At 51.5% G+C, this 25,624-nt stretch carries 22 protein-coding genes; 9 read left to right on the top strand and 13 right to left on the bottom strand.

What is annotated here, in order from left to right:
* Nucleotides 1–29: 29 nt before the first annotated feature.
* From gad to ACJJJA_RS10955, 9 genes are all read right to left on the bottom strand, one after another.
* Nucleotides 30–1,403 (bottom strand): glutamate decarboxylase, encoded by a 1,374-nt coding sequence (gad, locus tag ACJJJA_RS10995; protein WP_444904603.1) that lies wholly within the window; start codon nt 1,401–1,403, stop codon nt 30–32.
* 14 nt (nt 1,404–1,417) lie between these two features.
* A complete protein-coding gene (locus ACJJJA_RS10990; protein WP_444890475.1) occupies nt 1,418–2,935 on the bottom strand; it encodes an amino acid permease in 1,518 nt (505 codons plus the stop codon).
* A 134-nt stretch (nt 2,936–3,069) separates the two neighbouring features.
* Nucleotides 3,070–3,873 carry a class I SAM-dependent methyltransferase gene (locus ACJJJA_RS10985; RefSeq protein WP_444904602.1) on the bottom strand — a complete coding sequence of 268 codons (804 nt, stop codon included), beginning with the start codon at nt 3,871–3,873 and terminating at the stop codon, nt 3,070–3,072.
* A gap of 35 nt (nt 3,874–3,908) precedes the next feature.
* Complete coding sequence (locus tag ACJJJA_RS10980; RefSeq protein ID WP_444904601.1) at nt 3,909–4,277, bottom strand: SpoIIAA family protein; 369 nt, start codon at nt 4,275–4,277, stop codon at nt 3,909–3,911.
* Between the two features lie 77 nt (nt 4,278–4,354).
* On the bottom strand, nt 4,355–4,906 hold the full coding sequence (locus ACJJJA_RS10975; RefSeq protein ID WP_444904600.1) for a hypothetical protein: 552 nt from the start codon (nt 4,904–4,906) through the stop codon (nt 4,355–4,357).
* Nucleotides 4,907–5,197: 291 nt separating this feature from the next.
* Nucleotides 5,198–5,653, bottom strand: a complete 456-nt coding sequence (locus ACJJJA_RS10970; protein ID WP_444888869.1) for a hypothetical protein — start codon at nt 5,651–5,653, stop codon at nt 5,198–5,200.
* Between the two features lie 340 nt (nt 5,654–5,993).
* Nucleotides 5,994–6,641 carry a YiaD family glycine zipper/OmpA-like lipoprotein gene (locus ACJJJA_RS10965; protein WP_252085697.1) on the bottom strand — a complete coding sequence of 216 codons (648 nt, stop codon included), beginning with the start codon at nt 6,639–6,641 and terminating at the stop codon, nt 5,994–5,996.
* Between the two features lie 675 nt (nt 6,642–7,316).
* Complete coding sequence (locus ACJJJA_RS10960; protein ID WP_252085696.1) at nt 7,317–7,544, bottom strand: SlyX family protein; 228 nt, start codon at nt 7,542–7,544, stop codon at nt 7,317–7,319.
* Nucleotides 7,541–8,686, bottom strand: coding sequence for a serine hydrolase domain-containing protein (locus ACJJJA_RS10955; RefSeq protein WP_444904599.1), 1,146 nt, complete (start codon nt 8,684–8,686; stop codon nt 7,541–7,543). Before ACJJJA_RS10955 ends, ACJJJA_RS10960 begins: the two co-directional genes overlap by 4 nt.
* A gap of 109 nt (nt 8,687–8,795) precedes the next feature.
* On the opposite strand from ACJJJA_RS10955, the gene ACJJJA_RS10950 reads away from it, so the two are divergent.
* Nucleotides 8,796–9,260 carry a PaaI family thioesterase gene (locus ACJJJA_RS10950; RefSeq protein WP_252085694.1) on the top strand — a complete coding sequence of 155 codons (465 nt, stop codon included), beginning with the start codon at nt 8,796–8,798 and terminating at the stop codon, nt 9,258–9,260.
* Nucleotides 9,261–9,311: 51 nt separating this feature from the next.
* Here ACJJJA_RS10950 and ACJJJA_RS10945 read toward each other — a convergent pair whose 3' ends face one another.
* Nucleotides 9,312–10,145 carry an ion transporter gene (locus ACJJJA_RS10945; protein WP_252085693.1) on the bottom strand — a complete coding sequence of 278 codons (834 nt, stop codon included), beginning with the start codon at nt 10,143–10,145 and terminating at the stop codon, nt 9,312–9,314.
* 186 nt (nt 10,146–10,331) lie between these two features.
* On the opposite strand from ACJJJA_RS10945, the gene yciH reads away from it, so the two are divergent.
* Nucleotides 10,332–10,655 carry a stress response translation initiation inhibitor YciH gene (yciH, locus tag ACJJJA_RS10940; protein ID WP_252085692.1) on the top strand — a complete coding sequence of 108 codons (324 nt, stop codon included), beginning with the start codon at nt 10,332–10,334 and terminating at the stop codon, nt 10,653–10,655.
* A gap of 34 nt (nt 10,656–10,689) precedes the next feature.
* Here the strand turns inward: yciH and ACJJJA_RS10935 are convergent, their stop codons facing one another.
* Nucleotides 10,690–13,230: a hypothetical protein gene (locus tag ACJJJA_RS10935; RefSeq protein WP_444904598.1), complete on the bottom strand. Its 2,541-nt coding sequence runs from the start codon at nt 13,228–13,230 to the stop codon at nt 10,690–10,692.
* 189 nt (nt 13,231–13,419) lie between these two features.
* Nucleotides 13,420–14,070, bottom strand: coding sequence for a TetR/AcrR family transcriptional regulator (locus ACJJJA_RS10930; RefSeq protein ID WP_252085690.1), 651 nt, complete (start codon nt 14,068–14,070; stop codon nt 13,420–13,422).
* Between the two features lie 215 nt (nt 14,071–14,285).
* On the opposite strand from ACJJJA_RS10930, the gene ACJJJA_RS10925 reads away from it, so the two are divergent.
* From ACJJJA_RS10925 to ACJJJA_RS10900, 6 genes are all read left to right on the top strand, one after another.
* A complete protein-coding gene (locus tag ACJJJA_RS10925; protein WP_444904597.1) occupies nt 14,286–15,179 on the top strand; it encodes an SDR family oxidoreductase in 894 nt (297 codons plus the stop codon).
* Nucleotides 15,179–16,786, top strand: coding sequence for an acyl-CoA carboxylase subunit beta (locus ACJJJA_RS10920; RefSeq protein ID WP_444904596.1), 1,608 nt, complete (start codon nt 15,179–15,181; stop codon nt 16,784–16,786). The genes ACJJJA_RS10925 and ACJJJA_RS10920 overlap by 1 nt, the downstream gene beginning before the upstream one ends.
* A gap of 83 nt (nt 16,787–16,869) precedes the next feature.
* Nucleotides 16,870–18,036 carry an acyl-CoA dehydrogenase family protein gene (locus ACJJJA_RS10915; RefSeq protein ID WP_444904595.1) on the top strand — a complete coding sequence of 389 codons (1,167 nt, stop codon included), beginning with the start codon at nt 16,870–16,872 and terminating at the stop codon, nt 18,034–18,036.
* 9 nt (nt 18,037–18,045) lie between these two features.
* The gene (locus tag ACJJJA_RS10910) at nt 18,046–18,849 is read left to right on the top strand and encodes an enoyl-CoA hydratase/isomerase family protein (protein WP_444904594.1); all 804 of its coding nucleotides are present in this window, start codon (nt 18,046–18,048) and stop codon (nt 18,847–18,849) included.
* Nucleotides 18,849–20,873, top strand: a complete 2,025-nt coding sequence (locus ACJJJA_RS10905) for an acetyl/propionyl/methylcrotonyl-CoA carboxylase subunit alpha (RefSeq protein WP_444904593.1) — start codon at nt 18,849–18,851, stop codon at nt 20,871–20,873. Before ACJJJA_RS10910 ends, ACJJJA_RS10905 begins: the two co-directional genes overlap by 1 nt.
* Before the next feature lie 11 nt (nt 20,874–20,884).
* Nucleotides 20,885–22,048: an acyl-CoA dehydrogenase family protein gene (locus ACJJJA_RS10900; protein WP_444904592.1), complete on the top strand. Its 1,164-nt coding sequence runs from the start codon at nt 20,885–20,887 to the stop codon at nt 22,046–22,048.
* Nucleotides 22,049–22,132: 84 nt separating this feature from the next.
* On the opposite strand, the gene ACJJJA_RS10895 is transcribed toward ACJJJA_RS10900, so the two are convergent.
* The gene (locus ACJJJA_RS10895) at nt 22,133–23,902 is read right to left on the bottom strand and encodes a DUF885 domain-containing protein (protein ID WP_444925259.1); all 1,770 of its coding nucleotides are present in this window, start codon (nt 23,900–23,902) and stop codon (nt 22,133–22,135) included.
* Between the two features lie 926 nt (nt 23,903–24,828).
* Between ACJJJA_RS10895 and ACJJJA_RS10890 the strand changes: the two genes are divergently transcribed.
* Nucleotides 24,829–25,461, top strand: coding sequence for a YrbL family protein (locus ACJJJA_RS10890; RefSeq protein ID WP_444885154.1), 633 nt, complete (start codon nt 24,829–24,831; stop codon nt 25,459–25,461).
* The last annotated feature ends 163 nt before the right edge of the window (nt 25,462–25,624 follow it).

The raw sequence follows: 25,624 nt of genomic DNA, 5'->3' as shown, positions 1-25,624 counted from the left end.
AATAATCATTACAGAGATACCTCAAATTCTTAACATTTACTCGCCGCTACCTTATGAGGATCATGCAATTTTGGTGGAGTGGCATTACCCCCATGCTGCTCTAGCCACTCACACGCATGGATAATATCGTCAGCAAGGCCTTCAATCGCATTCAGATTAAGGTGTGGGCGCACTACAATACGCAAGCAATTTACCGATTGAGCATTAGGCGGCATGGAATAGGCGGATAATACCCAGCCGCGTTCACGTACCTTGTCAGATATATCGTATTCATTGAAGTTGGTATATTTAGAATTCAGGGTCATCGACACTACAGGTATACGCTGGGTTTTATTCATAATTTCGAAGTAGCCACTTTTTACTAGACGATGGCGTAATAGCTGCGCATTCTCCAAAGTGTGCTGCATAATATCTCTATAACCTTCGAAACCGAGACGAATAAAGTTGTAGTATTGGTAGGCAACCGGTGATGCATTCCTGCTGAAGTTCAAAGTAGCCGTAGGCATCTCTCCCCCCAGGTAATTGACATAAAACATCAGATCTTCATCAAAAACAGAACACTCGCGAAAAATCACCCAGCCCAGCCCCGGTGGCACCAAGCCAAACTTATGCCCCGACGCATTAATAGATTTCACCCGCGGCAGGCGAAAATCCCAGTGGTAGTTGGGGTATAAGAACGGGTTTACAAATCCTCCAGAGGCGCCATCAATATGCATTGGGATATCATGACCTGTTTTCTGCTGGTAGCGGTCTAACCAGTTATGGATAGCGCGAAAAGCGTCGTCTTCTCCTGTGAAAGTCTGCCCGGCAATCGCCACCACCGCGATGGTATTTTCATCTACCAGATCATCCAGATGTACGCTATTAAAGCGGTAATGCCCAGGTTTTAGGGCTGCTATGCGCGGTTCCACATCGAAATAGCGCATAAATTTTTCCCAGACAATTTGAACATTGGCCCCGGTAACCAGGTTTGGCTTGGAAGTATCCTTGCCTGTCTTCTCTCTCTTTTTGCGCCAGTTCCATTTATGGGCCAATCCCGCCAACATACAGGCCTCAGAGGATCCTATAGTTGCAGCACCATAGGGCTCCACTCCTTTAGGTCCATTCCACAGTTGATGCAGCCAGCGCACCATACGCGCTTCCATAGCAAATAACTGCGGATACATATCGTGGTCGATATAATTTTTCAGGTAATGTTTTTTAGCGACATCGAAAGCTTCTGGCTCGGTAAATGTAGTGACAAAAGAAGAAAGATTCATGGCCGGCTTGGCATCAGACCAGGTCTCACTGGTAACAATCGCTTCCGCCGCATGCGCAGAGATACTCCCCTTGGGGAAATGATCCTCAGGGATATCCTCATTGTATTCATCAAAAAACATATCGAATGGCGACTTTTGCTTCACGACCGACCTCCTTGTCACTCGTTAATGTCTGAAAAAGATTGCTGCTTATGCCCACCCTCTTTACGCCAGGAAGGCTTACGCCAGTAGAAAATAAATAGCGGAATAGTCACCGTAATAACAATCCCGGAAAAGACCAAAGCTACATACAGTCTGGGGTCACTCACTGACAGCTGCTGAGGAGGAAAAAAGGACACCAACAGCGCAAAAGAAACTGCGGCCATGCCAGTGCCTGCAGTAATCCAAACGCCGGTGATTCCACCGGGAATTTTAAAACCCCTGGGAAGGTCTGGCTGGGTGTAGCGCAAACGGATAACCGCAGCAAACATCATTAAGTACATAATGATATACAGGCTTATCGCCATAACCGAGATCAAAACAAAGGCGGTCGACACATTATCCACCAGGATATAAATCGATGAGATGAGTAAGACAATCAGGCACTGGGCGTAAAGGATATTTTTCTGTACGCCGCGAGCATTTTCCCGCTGAAACCAGGGGGGCAGCATGCCATCCTGGGCCGTGGCCAATAGCCCTCTGCTGGGACCGGCCAACCAAGCCAGGGCTCCCCCGAGGGCACCGTAAGCAATCAATCCCGCCAGAATCTGAACCGGCCAACCAATACCCAGCAACTGGGAAAACCCCTGACCAAACGCTGTGAATAATCCCGTCTCTATAGATATCTGTTGATAGGGAAGGATGGCAGAAATGGCGAGCGCCCCAAGCGTAAAGATCAGAAAAGAAACGGCAGCGGCAATGCCAATAACCACCGGATAACCACGGCGGGCATTGGGCATTTCGGAGACATGGCTGGCCTGGGCCTCAATTCCGGCGAAAGAGAGCAGTATCCCCCCAAGAAAGGCTACTGCACCGAGGCCGGTAATATGGGGAAACCAGCGTGGATGTACTTGCCCATCTTCCCTTACGGCTACAGCCGGGTCGGTAGCGGTTTCCCAGCCCAAGGGGTTTCCCATCACCACCCAGCCCACTGCCAGGGCAATAAGAATCAAACAAGGCATTAATGTGCCCACCAGGAATCCATACTTGGTGACTACCACCAGAAACTTGGTTCCCGAAAGGGCGACAGCAGTGGCAATAAGGTAGGCAACGATACAGAAGCCGCCGATATAGTAGGTATTACTGGCGAGATTCTGCTCTCCGAGCGCATAAGCAATAGCGGCTGCGGCAAACCCCAACTCGGTGGGATACCAGACCACACACTCCACCCATTGCAACCAAATAGCGACAAAACCCATCTTGGGCGTAAAAGCCTCTCCCACCCAGGTATAAACACCGCCGGTGCGATCGGAGAAAGCACTGCCCAGTTCGGCTGCCACCAGTCCAGCCGGAATCAAAAATAAAAGGGCGGAAATGCCGATGTAGAAAAACATCGTCATCTCTTCCTGCGCCATCATGGGCAAATTGCGAAGGCTGGTTACGATCGTTGCCGCGGTGAGAAAGCCTAGAGCGCTGGCAGAGAATATTTTACGGTTGGATATATCTGGCTGCTGCGATTCGTCGATGTTACGCCTCACAGCTACCCCCCCACTCTATCGGATTAGGTACTTAGCGAATGACTATCTGCCAGTGTAGATAAGCTAGACAATGACTTAAGGTGTAGAAAATCCAAAAATACTAGTAGGTGCCAACTCTATTTAAAATCCGCCTATTACCCCGGCACACCGTGCTTGGTATAAATATCGAAACGCCCTGACTTCCCTTCAAAAGAAAGCATTGGCTTTTTATCTGCAAGATATGGTGCCAGCTTGGGACGTTTGACCACGGTGCGGTAATAACAGGCCCTGAGAGCTGGCTCTAGCAGATCGTCCGCGTCCAGGTCTTCTCCAACCAAGTGATGAAAAGCCACCATCTCTTTTTTTACCTTGGCACTTTTGCCCCGGGGCGGAAACATGGGGTCCAGATAAACAACCGGCCAAGATTCCTCACTCTGCTGGGCCAGCCAGTCTGCGGCCGGTGCAACATCATCGGCCAGAGATAAAAGCCCAACAATGGTGGCCAGTTCCGGGTCGGCAGTGGCAGCCTCCTGCAATCGCCGCAAGCCATCCTGAAGGAGCAAGCGTACAACCGGATTGCGCTCAAGCATCTTCACTTCGCAACCCAGGGTCGCCAACACAAAAGCATCACGGCCCAACCCGGCAGTGGCATCCAACACGCGAGGGTAAAAACCAGGGCGCAAACCCACGGCCTTGGCAACCGGCTGGGCTTTACCCCCACCATATTTGCGTCGGTGCGCCAAAGCCCCACCAACGAAATCAACAGAAACTGGCCCCGGTGCTTTGCGCCCGGTCGCACAGAGTTGCAACTGCTCTCCACAAGCTAATACTTGGGGAACCTCATTAATTTCGGTGGGGGAAGTAACACCCAAACAGGGAAGGTTGAGTTGACTGGATAATTCCTGGGCGTTGGGCAGGTCTGCGGAAGTCGTCGCAATAATGGCCAAGACTGGGCTCACCGGCACTCCATATAACAGTTAAACGGTGCGCGATGCTAACCCGGATTTTTTAACCATGCCAGGGCTTCAGGATAATCATTAAGGGGGAAAGGCCGAACCTCCGCACTGATAAAATGGCAAACCAGGTGCGGCATAAATTTCAGAACCGGATTGTCTGACACCACCGCAATCCTCTGGATATGCTTCTCGTGATTATGTACAAAGCGAAAATGCGAGACCATCGCGACAAAATTTTCCCAGCCGGCAAAATCTTCAGCGTCAATCAGTAAACCCTCTATCCTGCCCTGCTCGCGAATAATCGGATCTATTTTTTCTGCCAGCTGATGAAAATCCTCTGCGGTAAATTTTCCACGCGGCCGAACCTGTAAAACGGTATGTCCCTCTAGCCATTTATGTTCGATCATTTTGCACAGGTTGCGGGCCGCCTCAACAGGTGGCCCGCAATATCTCCTTATTAACTGAGTATCTAATAATCCTTTTATTAGGGCTGGTCTTCGTTGTTGTCCACGCCCTGATCCATCTCACTATCGCCATCCGGTGTAGTGCTATCCATGTTGTCTGCACCTTCCACAGCTTTCTGGGCCTCATTGGCGGCATCTTCCGCTACGCTGCCCGCTGGGGTATCTGAATCTGCATTAGGCGTATCTGCAGAGTCCCCTTCTGCGCCAGGCTCACCAGGACGCCCACGAAGAGCACCCGCGGCGCCAGCATCCCCTGTCGATCCAGCCCCCATAGTATCCGGGCCTTCCCCACTGCTGGAGCCATTCCCCCCAGGCGGTGTTGGATCTGTCTGCCCAGAGCCCTGTGGCATCTGTGCATCGGGGTTACCCATACCGTCTGGTGGCGTGGTAGTACTGTTGGGAGTAGTTGAATCACTTCCGCTGCCAGGTGGCTTGGAACTGTCATTCATCTGCTCACTATTCGGAGTGTTCATCGAATCGTAGGCTTCCTTGGCCTTATGTTCGCCGCTACGCGACATAAAGTATCCGATGATCAGCAGCAGGATGATCAGTGGAATCAATAGCTTCTTCATATATCGACCTCTCGACCCCAGGCAGTTACAAGAATTGCGCTCTTGCTTGGCCAGCCCCCAGGGTTCTGGGAACCTACTTCCGCGCGATAATCGCTGGCCTTGCAGCCTCTTGACGCCGAAGCAAAGGAAGTTCAACTTCAATCGGCCAAAGAAGGTGGCGCCAATAATGATAAGAATAACCCGGCATGAGGGTTCTTCAAGGCACGGGGGTTACGCAGAAGAGTCTGGATTGCTGTAACTGGCCCGCGACTTACAACCGAATATTCTAATGAGTGTGGCCTTTTGGAGAAATCAGCCTTGGGAGCTGAATTCATTGAGCTCAGCCAACAGTGCCTCAGCCTCCGATTCAACAACCGCGGAATCACAGCTCTGCAACTGCAACCTGCCGTAGCTATCGAGCCTGGCAAAAATCAGATAGCGCTCGCCCTTTTCAAGCTTCTTGTCGCAATATTCCAATCCCAGGCGAAAGGTAATTTGGTCCGCCACAATACCTTTCCAGACCTGGCCTGGCACCGCGGAATAGACATAGCCTGAAATCGCCGTGACACCCGGCTCCGACAGCGCGCTGTCTACATCCCGGTGAATACCTATGACCTCCACCTGTGCCACTACGGCAGCCGCGCCAAATCGGACCTCCAGGTTAGTGCTGGATTCCGCCATTTCCTCCTGCCAGGCAAAAACCTGGATGGCCACTAGCACCAAGGCAAAGACCCATATGGATTTCCATTTGAACAGGCGATGACTCACGGCTTTGCTCCACTATTTACTTATTAGTAGATGTAGAGATAGCACAGCCAACCAGCCAATCGCCGGGTTTTTTAACCTTCAGCTATGCACCGGAATCATTTGTCGGAGCAAAACTTATATGGGTGCAAAAAACGTCCAGGGTGTCCGCTAGAACCTTGTGCAACTCAGTGCCTAATAGAAATCGAAAGGAGAGAATTTATACAGAGGGAAGGGTTTCAACTGGAATTTTATTAGCTAAAAAAGAAAAGTAACTTCACTGCGTACAAGACTTCCACCTGAGCTTGGGGTTATCGAGACGCAGTGATTGACAGTGCAGCCGTTTACCCGCTGCACAAAGTGTTTACAGAGGCAGTAACTCCAACTCAACACGACGGTTGGCCTGACGGCCAGACTCAGAACTATTGCTGGCCAGCGGATAGCGCTCACCATAACCAACAGCCTGTACGCGGCCGGAAGAAACGCCGTTATGGCTGAAGAAGCTCGCCACAGAGTTAGCCCGCTGTTCACTCAGGGACTGGTTATACACGTCGGAACCAGTACTGTCGGTATGGCCACTCACGCGGATGGCGGTCTTATTAAACTCCTGCAAAACTACCGTTACGGATTCGAGTGTGTCATAGAAATCCGTGCGAATATCTGAGCGATTGGAACCAAAAGTGATGTTGCCCGGCATGATCAGGCGAATGTTGTCCCCTTCACGTTGGACTCGCACACCACTGCCTTCCAGACGCTGGCGCAAAGCCATTTCCTGGCGATCCATGTAGTAACCGATACCGCCACCAATCGCGGCACCGCCCAGAGCACCAGTCAGAGCTCCCTTCTTGCGGTCTTTCTTACTCGCTGTTGCCACGCCGACAATAGCACCTGCTACGGCGCCTATTCCGGCCCCCTTGGCGGCATTACTGGTTTTGCTTTCACCGGTGTAGGGATCCAGGGTGGAACAGCCTACCAGTGAGCCCATAGCGAGAATTGCTACCCAATGTTTCATTATTGGTTCTCCTAACGCACTTTTAATAAATGGGTATCGGGACGCACTGAACCCAGTGCTCCATCACAGTGCCGGCATTATCCAGCTAAAAGCTGACCGGCGGCTGAATCAACCCAACCAAATTATGTGAAGATTACGGCGAAGCCATTACCAGTTCTATTGACCAGTCCCCATTGCAAGCATCGAATTTCCAGCTTGCGGCACTTTCGCACTAAGTTGCTGCACAAAAAGTAAACGCTGCAAACTTCTTCCACAGCTTCTGTGGATAACTTTGTGCATTAATAAACGAAGGTCCCCGCCAGGCGGCATTGACTCTCGCTTACAGCGATTTGTTTATTTTTTAAACTCTCTGGTTTTCTCTTTAAAAACAACGAGTTATAGGCGACACAATAAATTATGTACCAGCTGGGCCGATAAATACTAGAGCGCCAGTTAGCCCGCTATTGAGTGTGGAAAAGTTTGTCAATAGCAAAGACGATACAATACAAACTTTTTTAGATGCTTTAATACTTAAGGCAGCGCCGAAGTGACATCGAGTTATTTTCAATAAATTTTGGCGATGCCTGTCGACATAAATTTCATCAAAGCCGGCAAATTTGTATTTCTGCGCCAGCATATTATTAAGGCAATCAAGTGGCGTGCCCGCCTACTTTATTGCCCTGCTTTTAATGTTCCTCAGTAATGAGGGGGTTTTTCGTCGACTGGCTTGCCGCCAGCCTGCATTTCAAAGGTCAGCGCGCTGTACTTCTCTCCAAGCTCACGCATTCTTGCTACTACAGAGCGAATATCCGCATCTTGGCGCGCAATGACATCATTCAATTGAGAAATCGTATCTTCCTGAAAAGCCAAGCGAGTCTCCAGCTCGTCAATTCGCTCCATCAGCTTTAAAACGTCTTCTGTCATTTCAATAATCCGTACAGAGTCTCAACCAAGCTAACTGCGCGCCGATCCATAAACAGGCTCTGTCCCAGTCGTGTAGTGATATAACCCACCCCCAGTCCCTGCTCCGGATCGGCAAAGCCGACGCTACCCCCAGCACCAGGGTGACCAAAACCTTGCTTTCCACCAAAACGCAGATCGGCCGCCTGAGTACTACGGATAAAGCCACAGCCAAAACTCACCTCGGCCTGTAATACTTTATCCCGCCCTCGGCTCTGCTCTTTTGAAGCCTCATCGACCCATTTTTGCCCCAGGGTAATTGGATTTCCCCCCGCCAGGTCTCCGTAAACTGCAGCAAGATCCCGCGCACTGAAATGGCCATTGGCTGCAGGAATCAGGGCACCGCGCCACTCGGGGCTATTGGTGCCCATCATCAAGCTAACGGGGTTGCTAAACGCCATGGCCACGGGGCCTTTGCGATCCTCTTTAATTGCCCGGCCAATGGCATTCTCACGCAACTCCGGCAATGGCTGTTTCAATGGGCTCACATCGGCAATTCGGCTTGAACTATGCCCCAGCGCACCAAAGCCGCCATCGAGATTGAGGGGTTTGGCTAGCATTTCCCGATAAAGTTCCAACAGAGGTTTTTCAGCAACCCGTTCGATCAGGCCGCCCAGGCTCCAGCCGTAGAGAAAAGGCGCATATCCCTGTTCACTACCCGGCTCCCACCAGGGGGCGGTTTCGGCAACCGCATCGCAGGCCGCTTGCCAATCGTAAATAAGACTGTCTTTAACCCGCTCGCGAAAAGCGACCAAACCACTGCGATGGCTAAGTAATTGTCGCGCGGTGACAGATTCTTTGTGCTGTGCAAATTCCGGCCAATAGTCTGCAACCGGGCGATCCAGATCCAGTTTGCCAGCCTGTACTTGCTGCATAGCTAGCAGTGCCAGTACACCTTTGCTGGATGAAAACACATTGACCAGAGTCTCTTCGGTAAAGGGTTGCTCCCCATCCCGATCGGCGCTGCCCGCCCACAGGGAGCAGATCAACTCGCCATGCTGGCGCACCGCGAAGGCGGCACCGGTATCTCCACACTCGCGAAAATTCTTGGCGAAAGCCTCGAACAGGGCTTCAAAACCGGGGGCGCAAAAGCCGTATATTTCCATGTATCTAGGTCCAAATAATTTGGGTAACTCTATTGCAGGTCCGCAAGGTTAGTTTCTTCCCCTCCCTGGCGCAAATCGTTACTATGCGCGTCCACAGCGAGGGATAGTTATGACTGAGCAAATCGCCATTCAGGATCAGATTCAAGGCAACCACTGTTTTGGCTGCGGGCCGGACAATGACCAAGGCCTGCGTATTAAAAGCTATTGGGTAGAGCCGGATAAGTCCCGCTGTCTATTCACTCCCAGCCCTTACCACAATGCAGGGCCCGCTCAATATTTGAACGGTGGCATTATCGCCACAGTCATCGATTGCCACACTGTGTGTACCGCTATCGCCGATGGCTATCTGCAGGCTGGTCGCAAGGTAGGTAGCGGAGACAAGATCTGGTTCGCCACCGGCAAGCTGGACATAAAATACCTGGCTCCCGCCGCTATTGATCAACCAGTACTCTTGGAAGCCACCATTGTCGAGCGCGGCCCCAAGAAAACTATCCTGCACTGTGAACTCAGCAGTGACGGGCGCCTCTGCGCTAAGGCCGACGTAGTCGCGGTACGTGTACCCGATGAATGGTAATCAGCAAAAATTAGGGTTAGCGGGAGCCTCTGTGAGGCACCCGCAATCAAATCAAACCTCTTCCACTTGTAAAGACGGCTCGAGCCGGTAACCACAAAACTTGCAAAACTCAGCATCTGGATCATGGACACTGCGCCCGCAGTTGTTGCAGCGGTGATGCTTGCGTTCGCGATGCATCTCACCGGCCAGCTCTGCAGTCAAAATTCCGGTGGGTACAGCGATAATTGAATAACCAATCAACATGGTCATGGCCGCTATCGCCTGACCCAGTGGCGTATGCGGAGAGATATCCCCGTAGCCAACCGTGGTAATCGTTACAATGGCCCAGTAAACACTGGTGGGGATGCTGGTAAATCCATTTTCCGGCCCCTCTACCACAAACATCAATGAGCCGAAGATGACGCACATCACTAGTACGCTGGAATAAAACACCAGGATCTTTCGCCGGGCCAAACCCAGGGCCCGCAGTAGCAGGTTGGCATCCTGTAAATAACGCACCAGCTTCAATATCCTGAAGATTCTCAACACCCGCAGCAAACGGATTACCAATAGGTAGGTTGCACCGGTATACAGAAGAGCCAGATAGCTGGGCAGAATTGCCAGCAGATCAACAACACCGTAGAAACTGAAAATATACTTGCGCCTGTTTACTGAACAATAGATACGGGCGGCATATTCCAGAGTAAACAGCCCGGTAAAAAGCCATTCCAATGTGATCAGAAGCGTGCCGTAACGGTCAGCTATTGGTCCAATTGAAGCCAGCAGTACCAGTCCCACACTAATTAAAATTGCCCAGATCAAAAACACATCAAAATTGCGCCCTGCGGGCGTCTCGGTGCCAAAGATCACTTCATTGAGCAGTTTGCGACGTCCAGTCAACGCCATGGATCAACCTCTTCTACCAGCTACCAAGGATTTGCGCTCAAATTTTACCTGCTGGGGGCTGGTGGGTCGCCCCCTATTCCACCCTCATCCAGATATTCAGCCGCGACCTCTTTGACTTCCCCCACGCCTCGGGCACAATCGCGCCCCAGTTACCCTGTGCAACAATTTTTTGGAGAGCGCCCAACCATGGCCAAGGAGAACCGTCTCGTTTATTCCACCGACCGCGGTCGTATCAAAGAAGAGCCCGCAGCAGAGAAGCGTCACCAGGGTGATGGGATTGTGCGCATCCAAAGAGAGACTAAAGGACGCAAGGGCAAAGGGGTTACCTGTGTGCGTGGCGTGGACGGCACCGATGGTGAGCTGAAGTTACTACTGGCGGAATTGAAAAAACGCTGTGGCTGCGGTGGTGCCCTGAAAGACGGTGTGATCGAAATCCAGGGCGACAAGCGCGCGGAAATCAAAGCGCTATTGGAATCCAAAAACTACAAAGTGAAGCTTGCCGGCGGATAGAGCCTGGCGACAACTCATTGAATACCAACAGGCTCTAAACCGCTTGCAGGAGACGTAAAGGATTCACTTCCAGCTGCCCTTCTCTATGCAGACAACGTTGCAGCAGGGCCGCCAGCTGGATTTGATAGCGCTCCAGAATTACCGTACTTGCATAGTTACAGCGGGACTCCATAGTACGCACCACAGCCAATGCCTCCTGGTGGCGCTGCGGTAGCTGTTGCAATGGCTCGCGTTTTGCCTTGATACAAAGTGCGCTATCCAAACCCTGGGCTTTTAATAGCTCAGAAGACTCCACTGTGGCAAAGGTCGCATCCAACTCCCGAGCAGAGAGGGCCAGGTATTTCTGTACCAACTCCCGCTCGGCAAGACCTGGGGATAAGCGGCGTGAGAATACAGAGAGGCTGGTACTGTACCCCGCAAGGCGCTCGAGGTGTGTGGCCAGCGCGTCGTAAGCAGCCAACTGGCTAAGTATTCCCCTTGCCTGCTGGCGCTCCCGTGCCGGCATAGCGACTAAAGCCAAGCACAACCGTTGGTAAAACACCGAGTAGATCTTCTGCAGCTGACGCTCGATTTCCTCCAACTCAGACCGCTTTAACGCCGATGCTTCCTGCGCCGCTGCAAGGCTTGCGCTATTCAGAGAGTATTCCTGTGGTTCGATACGCACCTTGGCCCGAATCAGCGCCGCGCCAAGTTGCACCGACACCATAAGCTGACGTGTGTTCTCGCGTTGTTCCCGGAGTTCACGCAGCTCAATGAGCTTGCTCCTTAGCCAATTGATACTGGCCTGTAAATCCATCGCCTGCATTTCCTGAGTTGCAGGCCTGCGTAGTGGCAGAAGGTTGAGCGGCGGCAGACGGTTAAAATAAACATCCAGAATCTGTAGCGCTTCCTCCGCTTCGCGACTGGCACAAAGCAATCGGCGATTCTCCACAACCTGACAGTCCGATGCGCCAGCCTCCCCGCTGACCTCACTGGCCAACTTGGGAAAATCGGCAAAAAGCTCCGTGCAGCCAAGCTCCCGTTGTAGACGCCCACTAATATTGCGCTTTTGAACCACCTCAATACGCTGTAGATCCGCCGCCTCAAAAACATCCCAAGGATCACTGGCCTGAGCCATCGCAAGCTCAATGGTATTACTGGTTTCCTCATCCAGATTGTTCAGTGTCCAGGCTACAGCGGCAGGGATGTTCTCAAAACACTGCCCCACTGCCGAGGCCTCGCGGGCGGTCTCGGCAACCATTAGGTCAGCATGCACCAGGCGATGCCAGTTACCGGCAAATTCGGCAAAAGCCCCACTGCCAATCAAGTCGGCAGCCCAGAAATCAGCCCGGCATTCCAGATAGCGTGCGCTACCCCGAGTGACAATACGGTGCAGATTTTCTAGCCGCTCAATCAATGGCAATAGAAAGTGGCCACAAGTTGCCAGTAATTGATGCAAGGATTTCAGCGGACCCGGTTCCCCGCTTCGGTACAACACACTTCGATCATTTTCCAGTGCCCACTGCATCAGTTCCAAGCGCCTAACGCCATCTAACACCAGCCAAGCCAGTAGCCCATTGAGTTTTCCCTGATAAAAGCCAAGGCTGCGTGCCACTAACGCCAGGGTATCGCGGCCACTAAGGGAAGCCACACTGGCCAGGCCCAGGTTTAACCGCAATTGCTGACGTATCACCTCAGAAAACCTGGGCTCGCAATAAATACGAGCGTCTGGACTGACTATCAGCTCCTGCACCCTGGGCAGTTTTGTTGCACTAGACAATTGCTCAAGTAAGGGCAATAAATCTTTGTTGTCCGCTTGCTTCAGAGGGACTTCGCCAGGCCTTGGACGCATTTCTCGAGGGAAGCAAAAATAAGGCAAAGCGACCAGCAACAATAAAAAAATAAAGACTGCCGCCCCCCCTAGACTGATGAGTAAAGTGCCACCAGTTAACTCCCCCTGCCAAACTGCCAAGGGTGTTTGCCAGAGCAGTGCACCGGCACCATAGAGACACAGAGCTGCCAAGCCGATAAAAATTGTAGGTACCGTTAAAGCAGGGAGTAATCCGAAAAGCACTCGCCAACCCATTGTAGCCAGCTGCGCTTTTCTATTGCCGAAGAGCGGCCTCTTTTCATTGGCTTCAGGCTCTGTTGCCTGTGGTTTGATCTTTTCGGAATCCAGAGGGGGGGCAACGCTTCCTTTGGTATTGCTCACCGAAAGCGGTTTCTCTACCTCTTGCTCTCGTGCAGTCCCAGCCTTGGATGCATCTCTCGAGGCCGTACTTGTCGGTATCTTTTCTGCTGCATTGGCCTTGCGCCGTTGGGCCACTTTGATTTTTGCAATCAGCTGTTGGTTATCGAACTTTCCCGCAGGACAAACCTCGGCACGAAGACCGATCTTGTGCAGCTTGGCCCTGTACTCCAGGGCCTGTGACGATGCCAGGCTGTCTTTAATCACCCAGCCTTTTAACAGTAATCTGCGAGCCTGGGCCTCTGGAACCGAAAATAGTTTGGCGATATCCCGAGTCACAGCCCCTGCTTCTTTGGCGTGGAGTGTCCTTCCCGTGGAAACCACCTGGTATAAATCCTGGCCCGACATTCCCTTCTCCTGTCACCAAGTGACGCTTATTGTCACATTCTTATCATCTTGCGCGCAGGGTAAAAGATTCGGAGAAAAACAGGTGCGCACCAGTTCTCAGGAAACTCTTCAAAAGAGAGAAATTGGCAGGAAAGGTGGCAAAGTGCACAGTTTTAACGGCACCTTGCCAGTAACTCGTATTGTTAACGCTTAGGATTTGGGCGCGAAGATTTGATAGGCCCGATCGGCGAGCTCGGGAATGGTCAATCCATTTTCCCTGGCTTTAAACCAGCTGTAGGTATGGCTCAATGCACCAACCATAAGTCGGCGCACCACTGTGGCATCCCCACCTGGGCAACGGGCGGAATTGATCGCATCCAGCCATATTTGCTCGTACTCATCGCGCAGCAACAACACCTCTTTCTGGCTTTTATCTGACAGACTACGCCACTCCATTACCAAGATGGAAAAGCCCGGCACCGCCCGCTCGTGAATCGCCTCAAGCTCAGACTGAATACAGGCCCGCAGTCTTTCCTGAGGTGACGCGGCCTGCTCCACCGCACTACGCATACGAGCACTGGCGAAAATAGTTACCTCCTTCATCACCTCGCAGAGAATCTGCTCTTTGCTGGAGAAGTGATGAAAAATACTGCCAGACAGAATGCCCACTTCCGCCGCCAGGTCTCGCACAGTAGTACGTGAAAAGCCCTTTTGCTCAAACAGGCGCGCGGCAGCATTGAGCAAACGCCCCCGCGGGGAGGCCGGGTCCGTAAGCTCTCCTGCCTTTACCAGGGTTCCAATCAGTTGCTGTGGCGACATAGCACCTTGCACCTCTACCACCACTTGTGCGCCCTCTTGCACGAAACACTCCCAATTCTTTGCTTTCTTTTTTGCTTTGTTTTGCAGACTAATCGGCAACCTAACAATCACACAATCAAAAAGGCGCCAACCCTTGAATACCAAGCGCTTGCTTGGTAGCGTTAAGCTATTCTGCGTTTTCCCACACGCAGGCGCAAGCGCCAACAAGAACAATAAAAACTGAATAGGCCTTAAAGGCCCAAGAAAAGGAAACTTTCATGCGCTATCAAAGCCAGCTGCGCTCAGGCAGCTTTAGCGAGCAAACCTATATCGTCACCGGCGGCGGCAGTGGTATTGGCCGTTGTATCGCCCACGAACTGGCCAGCCTCGGCGCCCATGTTGTATTGATTGGGCGTAAATTGGACAAGCTGGAAAGGGTTGCCGGTGAAATCAATAACGATGGTGGTGAGTGCAGTTTGTTCAGCCTGGATATTCGCGATGAAGAGGGTGTTCAGGAAACGGTTGGGCAAATTGTCCAGGCCCAAGGCCAGATTCATGGGTTGGTGAACAATGCCGGTGGCCAGTTCCCCTCCCCCCTTGAGCAGATCAACACAAAAGGGTTCGATGCTGTTGTACGCAGTAACCTGCTCGGTGGCTTTTTAATGTCCCGAGAAGTTTTTGTTCAATCTATGAAACAGCACGGCGGCAGTATCGTAAATATCACCGCAGATAACGCCGGCGGCATGCCAATGATGGGCCACTCCGGTGCCGCTCGCGCAGGCATGGAAAATATTACCGAAACCGCTGCATTGGAGTGGGCGCCTTTTGGCGTTCGAGTTAACGCCGTGGCGCCAGGCTATATTCTTTCCAGCGGTTTTGATACTTACGACCCCAAATTCCTGCGCGAGCTACTACCGGGCTTCCGCGACAGCATTCCCCTCTACCGATTGGGAGAAGAAGCGGAAGTTAGCGGGGCCGTGTGCTTCCTACTTTCCGATGCGGCCAACTATATTACCGGGCAAACCCTGCGTATCGATGGTGGCTCCAGCCTCAAACACCACTCTCCTCTTTGGCAGCCACAAGCCGCGAACAACTCTAAACGCTTTAACGGATTCCATCGCAAACGCCGGCCGCAAGTTGTGGAAGAGTTGGAAGCGGAGGGCAAGCTCTAATGCAGCCGATTGATTCCCAGCTCGACAACCGCTCGGCAGAATTCAATGACAACCAGGCTGCCATGCTGGAGCAGATCAACCAGTTTCGTGAAGCTGAGCAACGCCCGGTTCAAGCTGAAAAAAGTAAGGCGGCCCGCTATCGTGAACGGGGCTGGCTGCTGCCACGGGAGCGCCTCAATTTGCTCCTCGACCCCGGCGCCCCTTTTGTTGAACTGTGCTCCCTCGCCGGCTATAAATTGTTTGACGACCAGGACGGTACCGGTGCGGGTGGCGGTGCCATTTGCGGCATCGGTCAAATCAGTGGTCGACGCTGTATGGTTCGGGTTGATAACTATGCCGTAAAAGGCGGCACCATCTCACCAGCCGGGATGGATAAAGCCCTGCGAATGCAGCGGATCGCTCTGGAAAATCATTTGCCGGTAGTCGCCCTGGCGCAAAGTGGTGGCGCCAACCTGATGTACGCCAGCGACACTTTTGCTCCCGGTGGGCGGGGTTTTGCCAACCAGGCGCGAATGTCCGCCGCCGGTATTCCGCAAGTTACTGTGGTACACGGCGGCGCTACTGCCGGCGGCGCCTACCAGCCGGGCCTGTCAGATTATGTCGTTATGGTGCGCGGGCAAACCGGCATGTACCTGGCTGGGCCGCCGCTGCTGAAAGCTGCCACCGGTGAAATTGCCGATGCGGAAAGCCTCGGCGGAGCGGAAATGCACTGTACCGAGTCCGGCAGTGGCGATTACTTAGCAGAGAACGACGCCGATGGTATTCGCATAGCAAGAGAGATTGTTGCCGCCCTACCCTCACCCATTAAAAACTCAGTAGATAAAGATTACCGGGACCCACTGCACCCTATCGATGACCTGCTCGGCCTGATTCCAGCAGACAGTAAAAAGCCTTACGACGTGCGCGAAATACTGGCTCGTATCGCCGACGGCTCCGCCATGCTGGATTTTAAGCCGGAATTCGATCGGCAAACAGTGTGCGGCCATATTCGTATCGAAGGCTTCCCTGTGGGAATTATTGGGAATAACGGCCCGATCACCCCCAAGGGCGCCAACAAGGCCGCGCAGTTTATTCAGTTGTGCGAACAGAGTGGCACGCCACTGCTGTTTTTGCATAACACCACCGGGTTTATGGTGGGTACCGAGGTGGAGCGCAACGGCATCATCAAGCACGGCGCCAAAATGATTCAGGCCGTGGCCAATGCCAGCGTGCCAAAACTCAGTATTGTCGTGGGCGGTTCCTATGGGGCCGGCAACTACGCCATGTGCGGTCGCGGATTCGATCCCCGCTTTATTTTTGCCTGGCCCAATTCACGCACCGCAGTGATGGGTGCAGCCCAGGCCGGTAAGGTGATGCGCATCGTCACCGAGCAAAAAATGCAACGCAGCGGCAATATCGATGAGGCGGTATTAGACAAATTGGAAAACGATACCAGCGCATTTATGCAGGGCAATTCCGATGCTCTCGCCTGTAGTGCGCGCCTCTGGGATGACGGCATTATCGATCCCCGCGATACGCGCAAACTTTTAGGTATGTTGTTAGAAGTTTGCAATGAAGCAGAGCAGAGCAAACTTAACAAAAATACCTTTGGCGTAGCTAGGTTTTAATTCGAAAAAACTGGGCAACAAGGAAGTGCAGTTGCCCATTCACACCATCACCGGGTTCACACTTCAAGGCAGGGAAAATAATAATGATATTTAGCGATCAACACCGGGAACTGCAGCGCACCGTACAAAACTTTGTACAGCAGGAAATCAATCCCAACGTGGCCGAATGGGAAAAGGCCGGCCGCTTTCCCATCCGCGAAATTTTCCAACAACTGGCCGGTCTGGGCCTGCTAGGCATCAGCAAGTCCACAGACTTCGGTGGCCTGGGTCTCGACTTCAGTTATGAAACCGTTTTTCTGGAGGAGCTTGGCGGTGCCCACTGTGGCGGCGTGCCCCTGTCGATTTCGGTGCAGACTTCCATGTGTACCCCTGCCCTGGCCAACTTCGGCAGCCAGGATCTCAAAGAGCAGTTCCTGATTCCCGCCGTGAACGGAGAGATGATCGGCGCAATCGCTGTATCCGAACCGGGCGCCGGTTCCGATGTTGCTTCGATTAAAACCACTGCCAAAAGCGATGGCGACGACTATGTGATCAACGGCAGCAAGATGTGGATCACCAACGCCCCCTGCGCAGACTTTTTCTGCACCCTGGTGAATACCAGTGAGGGCAAAGCCCACAGCAACAAATCCCTGGTCATTATTCCGGCGAAAACGCCAGGGGTACGCATCGGCGAAAAGCTCGACAAACTGGGCATGCGCTCATCAGAAACCGCCCCTATCTTTTTTGACAATGTGCGAGTGCCCAAACATTTCCGCATCGGCGATGAGGGTGCCGGCTTCCTGCTGCAAATGCTGCAATTCCAGGAAGAGCGCCTCGCCGGCGCCGCGCTGAACTTAAAAGGACTGGAGAACTGCGTAAGTACCACCATCGACTATGTGCGCGAACGCCATGCCTTTAAAGCACCATTGATCGACAATCAAACTATCCATTTCGCCCTCGCAGAAATGCAGACTGAAGTGGAATGCCTGCGCTCTCTAACCTGGCGTGCGGTGGAAGCTTATGTAGCCGGTGAAGATGTCACTACCCTCGCTTCTATGGCCAAGCTCAAGGCTGGCCGCCTGTCCCGTTCTATTCCCGATCAGTGCCTGCAGTTCTGGGGTGGCATGGGCTATATCGAGGAAACCGTTATCAACCGCGCTTATCGGGATAGCCGCCTCACCGCAATCGGCGGCGGCGCCGATGAAGTAATGCTCGGCATTATCTGTAAGCTGATGGGCATACTGCCCGGCAAGCGTAAACCCAACGCATAAGGTCAGGCCATGCAGACAATCATTGATGAAACCATCGGCATCGCCTGCCACCTCACTCTAAACCGGCCACAACAGCGCAACGCCATCAGTTTGCAAATGGTAGATGAGCTTCTGCAAAAGCTCGCAGAAGCGGAAGAAGACCCGCAGGTGCGAGCGTTGGTACTGCGGGGCGCAGAACACCATTTCTGCGCCGGTGGGGATATTGCCGATATGCTCAATGCGCAACAGGGCGCGAGTAATGGTAATAGCGATGCGTTCTTCCATCTCAACCGCCGCTTCGGCGAATTGATGGAGCGATTTAATCGCACTCCCCTGGTAGTCATTGCGGTATTGGAAGGTGCCGTAATGGGCGGTGGTTTCGGGCTCGCTTGCAGTGCCGATATTGCCATCGCCGATCGCAGTTGCCGCTTTGCCCTGCCGGAAACCCGCCTGGGTTTACCGCCTGCACAAATTGCCCCCTTTGTCGTGGCAAGGGTCGGCCTCTCCCAGGCCCGCCGCCTGGCCCTCAGCGGAGCCAAAGTCAATGCACAGCAGGCCTTGGAAATTGGGTTAATTCATCAGTTACTCGATAATTCCGAAGACCTCGAAGGCGCGCTGCAGGAACACCTGGGCGCGATCAATGCCTGCGCTCCCGGCGCCCTGGCAACGACCAAGCAGATCTTGCTGGATGCAGCGCGGGTGAGCGATGAGACTGCCCTCGGCCAACTACTCGACGGCGCTGCACAACAGTTTTCCCGTGCAATTCAAGGCCATGAAGGGCGCGAAGGCGCCCGTGCATTTCTGGAAAAACGATCACCGGAGTGGCAGCACTGATGTCGACAACAGAGACCCTGTTAATCGCCAACCGCGGCGAGATCGCACTGCGAATTATGCGTACTGCCCAGGCGGAGGGCTATCGCACAGTCGCCGTCTACAGCGATGCGGACTGCGATGCACTTCACGCACAGACTGCCGATATCGCCGTAGCCATTGGCGGGCAGACTTCGGCGGAGTCCTATCTGGATATCCAGAAAATTCTCGACGCGGCTAAAAAATCCGGAGCCACCGCCGTCCACCCCGGCTACGGCTTTCTCGCTGAGAATGCGGAATTTGCCAGCGCTTGCGAAGAGAATGAACTGAGTTTTGTTGGCCCGAGTGCCGAAGTCATAGAGCTAATGGGCAACAAACGCAAAGCCAAGGACTTTGTTGCCGCTGCCGGCGTACCCTGTATTCCCGGCTTCCAGGGTGCCCAGGACGACGATACCCTGATCGCCGAGGCGCGGCGCATTGGCTTCCCGTTAATGATCAAAGCCGCCGCAGGCGGTGGTGGGCGCGGCATGCGCCTGGCTCACGGAGACAGCGAACTGGCATCCCAGTTGCGCGCCGCCCGCAGTGAATCCATGAGTGCATTCGGCAGCGACGAATTAATTCTGGAAAAGGCACTGGTCAACGCTCGCCATATCGAAATCCAGGTATTTGCGGATCGTCATGGCAACTGTATTCACCTGGGGGAGCGGGATTGCTCCGTACAACGACGCCATCAAAAAGTGGTCGAAGAGTGCCCTTCCCCAGCGGTCGACACCCAGCTGCGGGAAAGAATGGGGCAAGCCGCTGTCGACGCCGCGCGAGCCTGTGGTTATCTAGGCGCGGGCACCGTAGAGTTTCTACTCTGCCCCAACGGCGAATTCTATTTCCTGGAAATGAACACCCGCTTGCAAGTAGAGCACCCGGTAACAGAAATGGTAACCGGTTTTGACCTGGTAGCTTGGCAACTGGCAGTAGCACGCGGCGAAGCCCTATGCGTTTCCCAGCAACAAGTCACCCAGCAGGGGCACGCCATTGAAGTCCGCCTGTATGCCGAAGACCCGGAACAACAATTCCTGCCCCAGGCCGGAAAAGTACTCCACTGGGTAGCGCCAAAGGGACAAGGAATCCGTATCGACCACGCTTTGAAAAATGGTTGTGAAATTACGCCATTTTACGACCCCATGCTCGGCAAATTAATTGCCTGGGGGCAGGATCGAGAAGAAGCTCGGCGCAAGCTATCCCAGGCCCTGACCCAGTTGGAATTTATCGGCCCCAAAAACAATATCCATTTCCTGCAGAAGATCCTGGCCGAATCACAGTTTATCGCTGGCGATGCCGATACCAGTTTCCTCGACCAAAACAGCACGCTGACATCCGCAGAACCAGTTCCAGCAGTTATTGCAGCCCAAGCCGCATTACTTAATCACTTACACCAAGCCAACCCTCAGGATCGGCGTAGCGGCCGCAGTGACTGGCGCAGTGGCGACAGCAGCGTGCCGATCAACTACCGACTGGAAATTGCAGGACAAACCCTAAACTGTGAACTGCTGGCGTTAGTAGATAATTCTTATCAAATCTCAGTAGGCGACCAGCAGTTCCTGATTCAGTGGGTCCATTTTGAGAAATCACAAAAAGAAAGTGGAGTTTACAGTGCTGAACTCCTGCTGGATGGCGTTAGCCAAAAGAGACTGCTCCTAGCCAACCAAAGCAATCTGCATCTCCTGTTAGACGGCAGGCAATTTCATTTTGTCGATATCACCCACGCCCCGGCCAAATCAAGCCTTAATGAAGGCAGTGGCCGCATCACAGCCCCTATGGACGGTTGCCTGGTGCAGGTATTGGTTGAGCCCAATCAAAGCGTTCAGCGGGGAGACACTATCGCCTTAATGGAAGCCATGAAAATGGAGCACGCCCTGCGCGCAGACCGCGACGGTACCGTAATTAAACTGGGCGCCTGTGAAGGAGACCAGGTACGCGGTGGCCAGCTGTTAGTTCAAATCGAAGCCGCTCCCACGGAAACCGCCAAAATTCCCAGTGACGCTACTTCCTAAAGGAGATCAGCATGTACGATATTGATGCCTCCCGTATGGCAAGCCCCTTTTATGACGAAGGCCATCAGGAATGGCGCACCCAGTTGCGCCGCTTTGTCGACCGCGAAATCAGCCCCTATATCACTCAATGGGACGAAGACGGCCAACTACCCGCCGAGCTTTGGAAAAAAGCCGCAGAAGTTGGCCTTCTGCAGATGAGTTATCCGGAAAACTACGGCGGCATCGAAACCGATGTCTTCCATATGATTGTTGCCGCAGAGGAGTTAGCCCGCCCCGGCGCTGGTGGCCTCTACGCCAGCCTGATGGTCCACGGCATTGCCCTGCCCCCATTACTGCACTATGGCAGTGAGGCCCTAAAAGATCAGGTTATTCCCTCGGTATTACGTGGTGATAAGCATATTTCCCTGGCAATTACCGAACCAGGCGCAGGTTCCGATGTAGCCAATCTCCAGTGCCGCGCAGAGCGTGATGGGGATGTCTATATCGTTACCGGCGAAAAGACCTATATCACCGGCGGCATGCGCGCTAACTGGTTTACTGCTGCCGTGCGCACTGGTGAAGAAGGCTTCGGCGGTATCTCCCTGCTCTTAATCCCTGCGGATACCAAAGGGGTTAGCCGGCAGCTGCTCGATAAAAAGCAGGGCTGGTGGTGCTCTGATACGGCCAGTATCTTTTTTGATCAGGTGCGCGTGCCCGCGAGCAATCTAATTGGCGGTGAGAACCAAGGTTTCTTGCCCATAGTGCACAACTTCAATCGCGAGCGCCTGGGCATTGCCGCTTCCTGTGTAGAATTCAGCCGGGTCTGCTTGCAGGATGCCATTGAGTGGGCCCAAGAGCGCCAAACTTTCGGAAAGCGCCTCGCCAATCACCAGGTGATTCGACACAAGTTTGCCCAGATGCTTCAACGCATCAATGCCACCCAAGCCTATCTGGACCTCTGCGCCTGGGCGGAGCAACAGCATCAGCTCAAGGTAGCCGATATCGCTCTACTCAAAGTCCAAGCCACAGAAACCCTTGAATTCTGCGCCCGGGAAGCGATGCAGGTGTTAGGTGGCGCAGGCTATATGCGTGGCAGTCGGATTGAGCGTATCTATCGTGAAGTGCGAGTGAATGCGATTGGTGGCGGATCTGAAGAAATAATGCGGGATCTGGCTTCCAGGCAGATGGGAATTTAGAGGAGCAGGATAAAAGTCTCTTGCTAAGCCTATTTATAACTCAGTCCCGCATGGGTGTGGGACTGAGTTAGTAAAGATCCTAAATTAACCTTTCTTCTTTTTTTCGATAAAGTCCCTTACCTGTTCACTCAGTACGGCCATAGGGACATTGCCATTTCTCAGAATAATCTCATGGAAGTCCTTAATATCGAAGTCCTCACCCAGTTCATTCTGCATCAGTTCTCGCAAGGCGAAAATCTCGAGGGCACCAGAATCATAAGAGGTAAGCTGCGCAGGCATAACCGCCATTCGGTCCATCAGAGTCCTCGGGCCTTTCGCAAATGAAGCGCCAGAATCCTGCAAAAATTCCGCAACTTTTTCATCACTCCAACCAAGTATATGCATTGCGGTATCCGCTACCATACCTCGCGCAGGCCAAGCACGCCTAAGGATTTTGGTTGATCCGTACTGATACATCCCCGCTTCTTCCGCTAGATGTTCAGAGTACCTACCCCAACCTTCAGCAAAAGCAGAGTTAGACAAAGCATCTTCTATTTTGTGGAACTTTTCCTGCTCCTGTACGAGAGCAATTTGCATATGATGGCCCGGGTATCCTTCATGGATAGTTACCTTCTCTGCAGAAGCGTATGACTCATCCTGGTAGGTTGTCGGGTCATATCCAAATCTTGCCTTTCGCTCCTTAGAGCCCGGAATATAGTGTGCACTGCGACCAGAACCCTGCTCATGTTCAGGGATGGCCTTCACTTCCATTTCTATCAAAGGCATTTCATGGAAAAAGTCTACGGTTAAATCTCTAGACTTATCTACCAAGCGATCAAAAAACTGATGCATTTCATCAGCACTGTTAAATTTCTGAGTTTTATCTTCACTGGCCCTTGCCACTGCCTCAGAATAAGAATCTACTTGATAGAACGCCTTACCTAAGCGAACCACTTCGCTCTTGTTTGCGTTGACAGCACTTAAACCCAACTCAAAAACTTCTTCTGGTGTTCTCTGCAATGTCGTATAAGAACGATACTGGGCCATATAGCATTCACGGCCATTTGGAATCGCATGGATGCCAAGCTCGGCTCTGGCTTCAGGTAAATAGGTGGATTCTAGAAAATTCTTATAATTCACCATTGAGGGGATAACGTGATCTGAAAGTACCTGTTTAAATGCTGCCTCAAATTCCGGGTCCTTAGCTTTCTTCGCTAAACCCAGGAAAGGATGCTCATCAATGGGTACTTGGGTCAAACCATCAACTTGCTGAATGACTCTCTTAACCACACTCTGAGGTGCGGAGTAGCCTTGCTCCAACCCACGGCGGAGATTGGCTATTTCTTGCTCATAGTAACGAGCCGCGTCAAGCCAACGCTCAATCGCATCTGCCCTGTCTTGGGCAGTTTCAACCGGCTGAACCTCCGTCAAAAATCCAAGTATGATATGGGGGCCAAACATATGATCAACAGACCAGAGTTCAGTCTTACAGACCCTTAAGCCAACATTCGACTCCAATCGCTCTTTCAGCTTGAAGTAGAACACTTTCTCTTGATCACTTTTTAGCCCGTTCAAATCTATTTCAGCCAATTTACTGAGAATTTTGTCCTCAGAGGCCGCTAGAGAGGCAGAGTTCGCGGGGGAGTTACTTAAGAAAAGGTTGTGCCTGTCCAGCTCCATATCTGAGAAGTAAGCATATGGTTGGAAATTTTCTAAATATACTTCGGCATACTGATCCGCTAAGCTATGGAGTAACACCGAATCGTCAACGGCTTTCTTATCAGTCACACCAATCTTATTATCGGCAACAGAGCACCCCATAAGAACCGATGAAACTACCAATGCACCTAAACCCGCTCTCTTTACATTAATCATTCTTATTAAGACCACAACATAAAATTAACTAAAAAGGCTTCTAAAAAGAAAACTTCAATTTTCTGTTTTATAGTAAGCACTGAAATAAAATGAGTTTCAACACCCCAAATGCGAAGTATCGGCGAAGCGAGGGTATTGATAGATAAACCCCAAAGATAAAATATATGACTCTTTTGGTTGATAGAGTCAATAGTGGAGAGAAATAGTCATTAGGCTTCGGTTAGACTATTGCTTGTGTCTGAAAATTTAAGATAGAAAATCATCGCAGTAAATGACAAGGAGCATAAGTTAATCTTTAAAAAATCGAGCATTATCTGATTTCATTAAACCTAAAGAAAATACTGCTATTCTTCACCGGCAATAGGTAAGCCCACATAACCATTAACGACAAGTTTCCAAAAATAGCACCCTCAGCACACATATAACCTCTATTCAGTTTATAAAAACATATTCCTTCAAACGTGTTGCTTAGCACACTCTATTACTTTCTCAAATCAGATTTTTCGATTATTTTTCGTGCACGCAGCACCATTGGCCTCCATGGCCAGCTCTTACGGTGCTTGCAGAGCCATTCATACTCAGCATTGCGACTGTTTGAAAGGTTTAGACACCCCTGCAAAGCCACGTCTTGATTTAAAGGCCAGAGGTATCACGAAATTATTCAGAGGCTCTCTTAGTCTCCAGAAAAATTACATCTACTCACTCCCTAACTACCAATTGCTAAACCACCGTACCTATACAAATAAAGTCCACTAAAGTTTACAGCCAGTATCAGCACAGTAGTTAAACTCATTTTCTCTCAACTAATATTTCGCAAGAGAAAAAGTAAATATTAACTATAATTAAGTAGTCATTCCCTTTGATCGGCTACCAAGCCTCAAAGTGGAATACAAAATAAAAAAGACTAGTTTTCTTGAGCAAGCACTATGGATATGCAGTTAAGGTTAGACCAAGCCATCGCAAAGGGAAATGAGAAGCTAGTATTTCCTCACCCGGAATCAGATGATCTCCTTATTAAAGTAATTAGTGATCAGTTTAGAAGAACAATGGATTACAAGTTTTCCATCTCCACTCGGCTACGCCGACTTACTTACTATTGGCCATACATAAAGGAGGTTTCCGAGCACATCTATTTGCGCGAAGGTAAGGTGAAAGATACGCACTTTGTACAAGAATTTAAAGGATTTGTGGATACTAACTTAGGGCTGGGGATTACTGTAAGAGCCGTTAAAAAACATACTGGAGAGTTAGCTGATACTCTTCATAAATTGATCACCAGTCAGGAGTTCAACCAGAAGCATATCGACGGCCTTATTGACCTACTAAAATGGTTAGAGCAGACCTTTATTGTCGTTCGTGACTTACGTACGGTTAATATTGTATGGGATGAGATTAATAGCCATTTTGTGGTTATCGACGGCATTGGTAGCCGCAGACTCCCTTCTCTACGAACGATATCCCGCTTATATAACCAGAGGGCTAACCGCAGGTGCACAGCCAAATTACGTAGACTCGTTAACAAAGAACTTAAAAAATCAGGGTATGAGTTGCTCTTTTAGAGATACATCCAACCCCATATATCCTCTTCTTTGAGATGACAAAGTTATGTTGGCTACATCAGATATTAATATAAAACTTCTAGAAACTACTTCTATTTTGATCAAAAGGATCATGCAAATTAAGCGATGCTTTAGATTCTTACTGTTGTATTTTTAGTAACAA

Source organism: Microbulbifer mixtoriginis (SeqCode), assembly GCF_052466865.1.
Note: the sequence above shows the minus strand (reverse complement) of the source record. Positions and strands in the feature narration are given on the sequence as shown.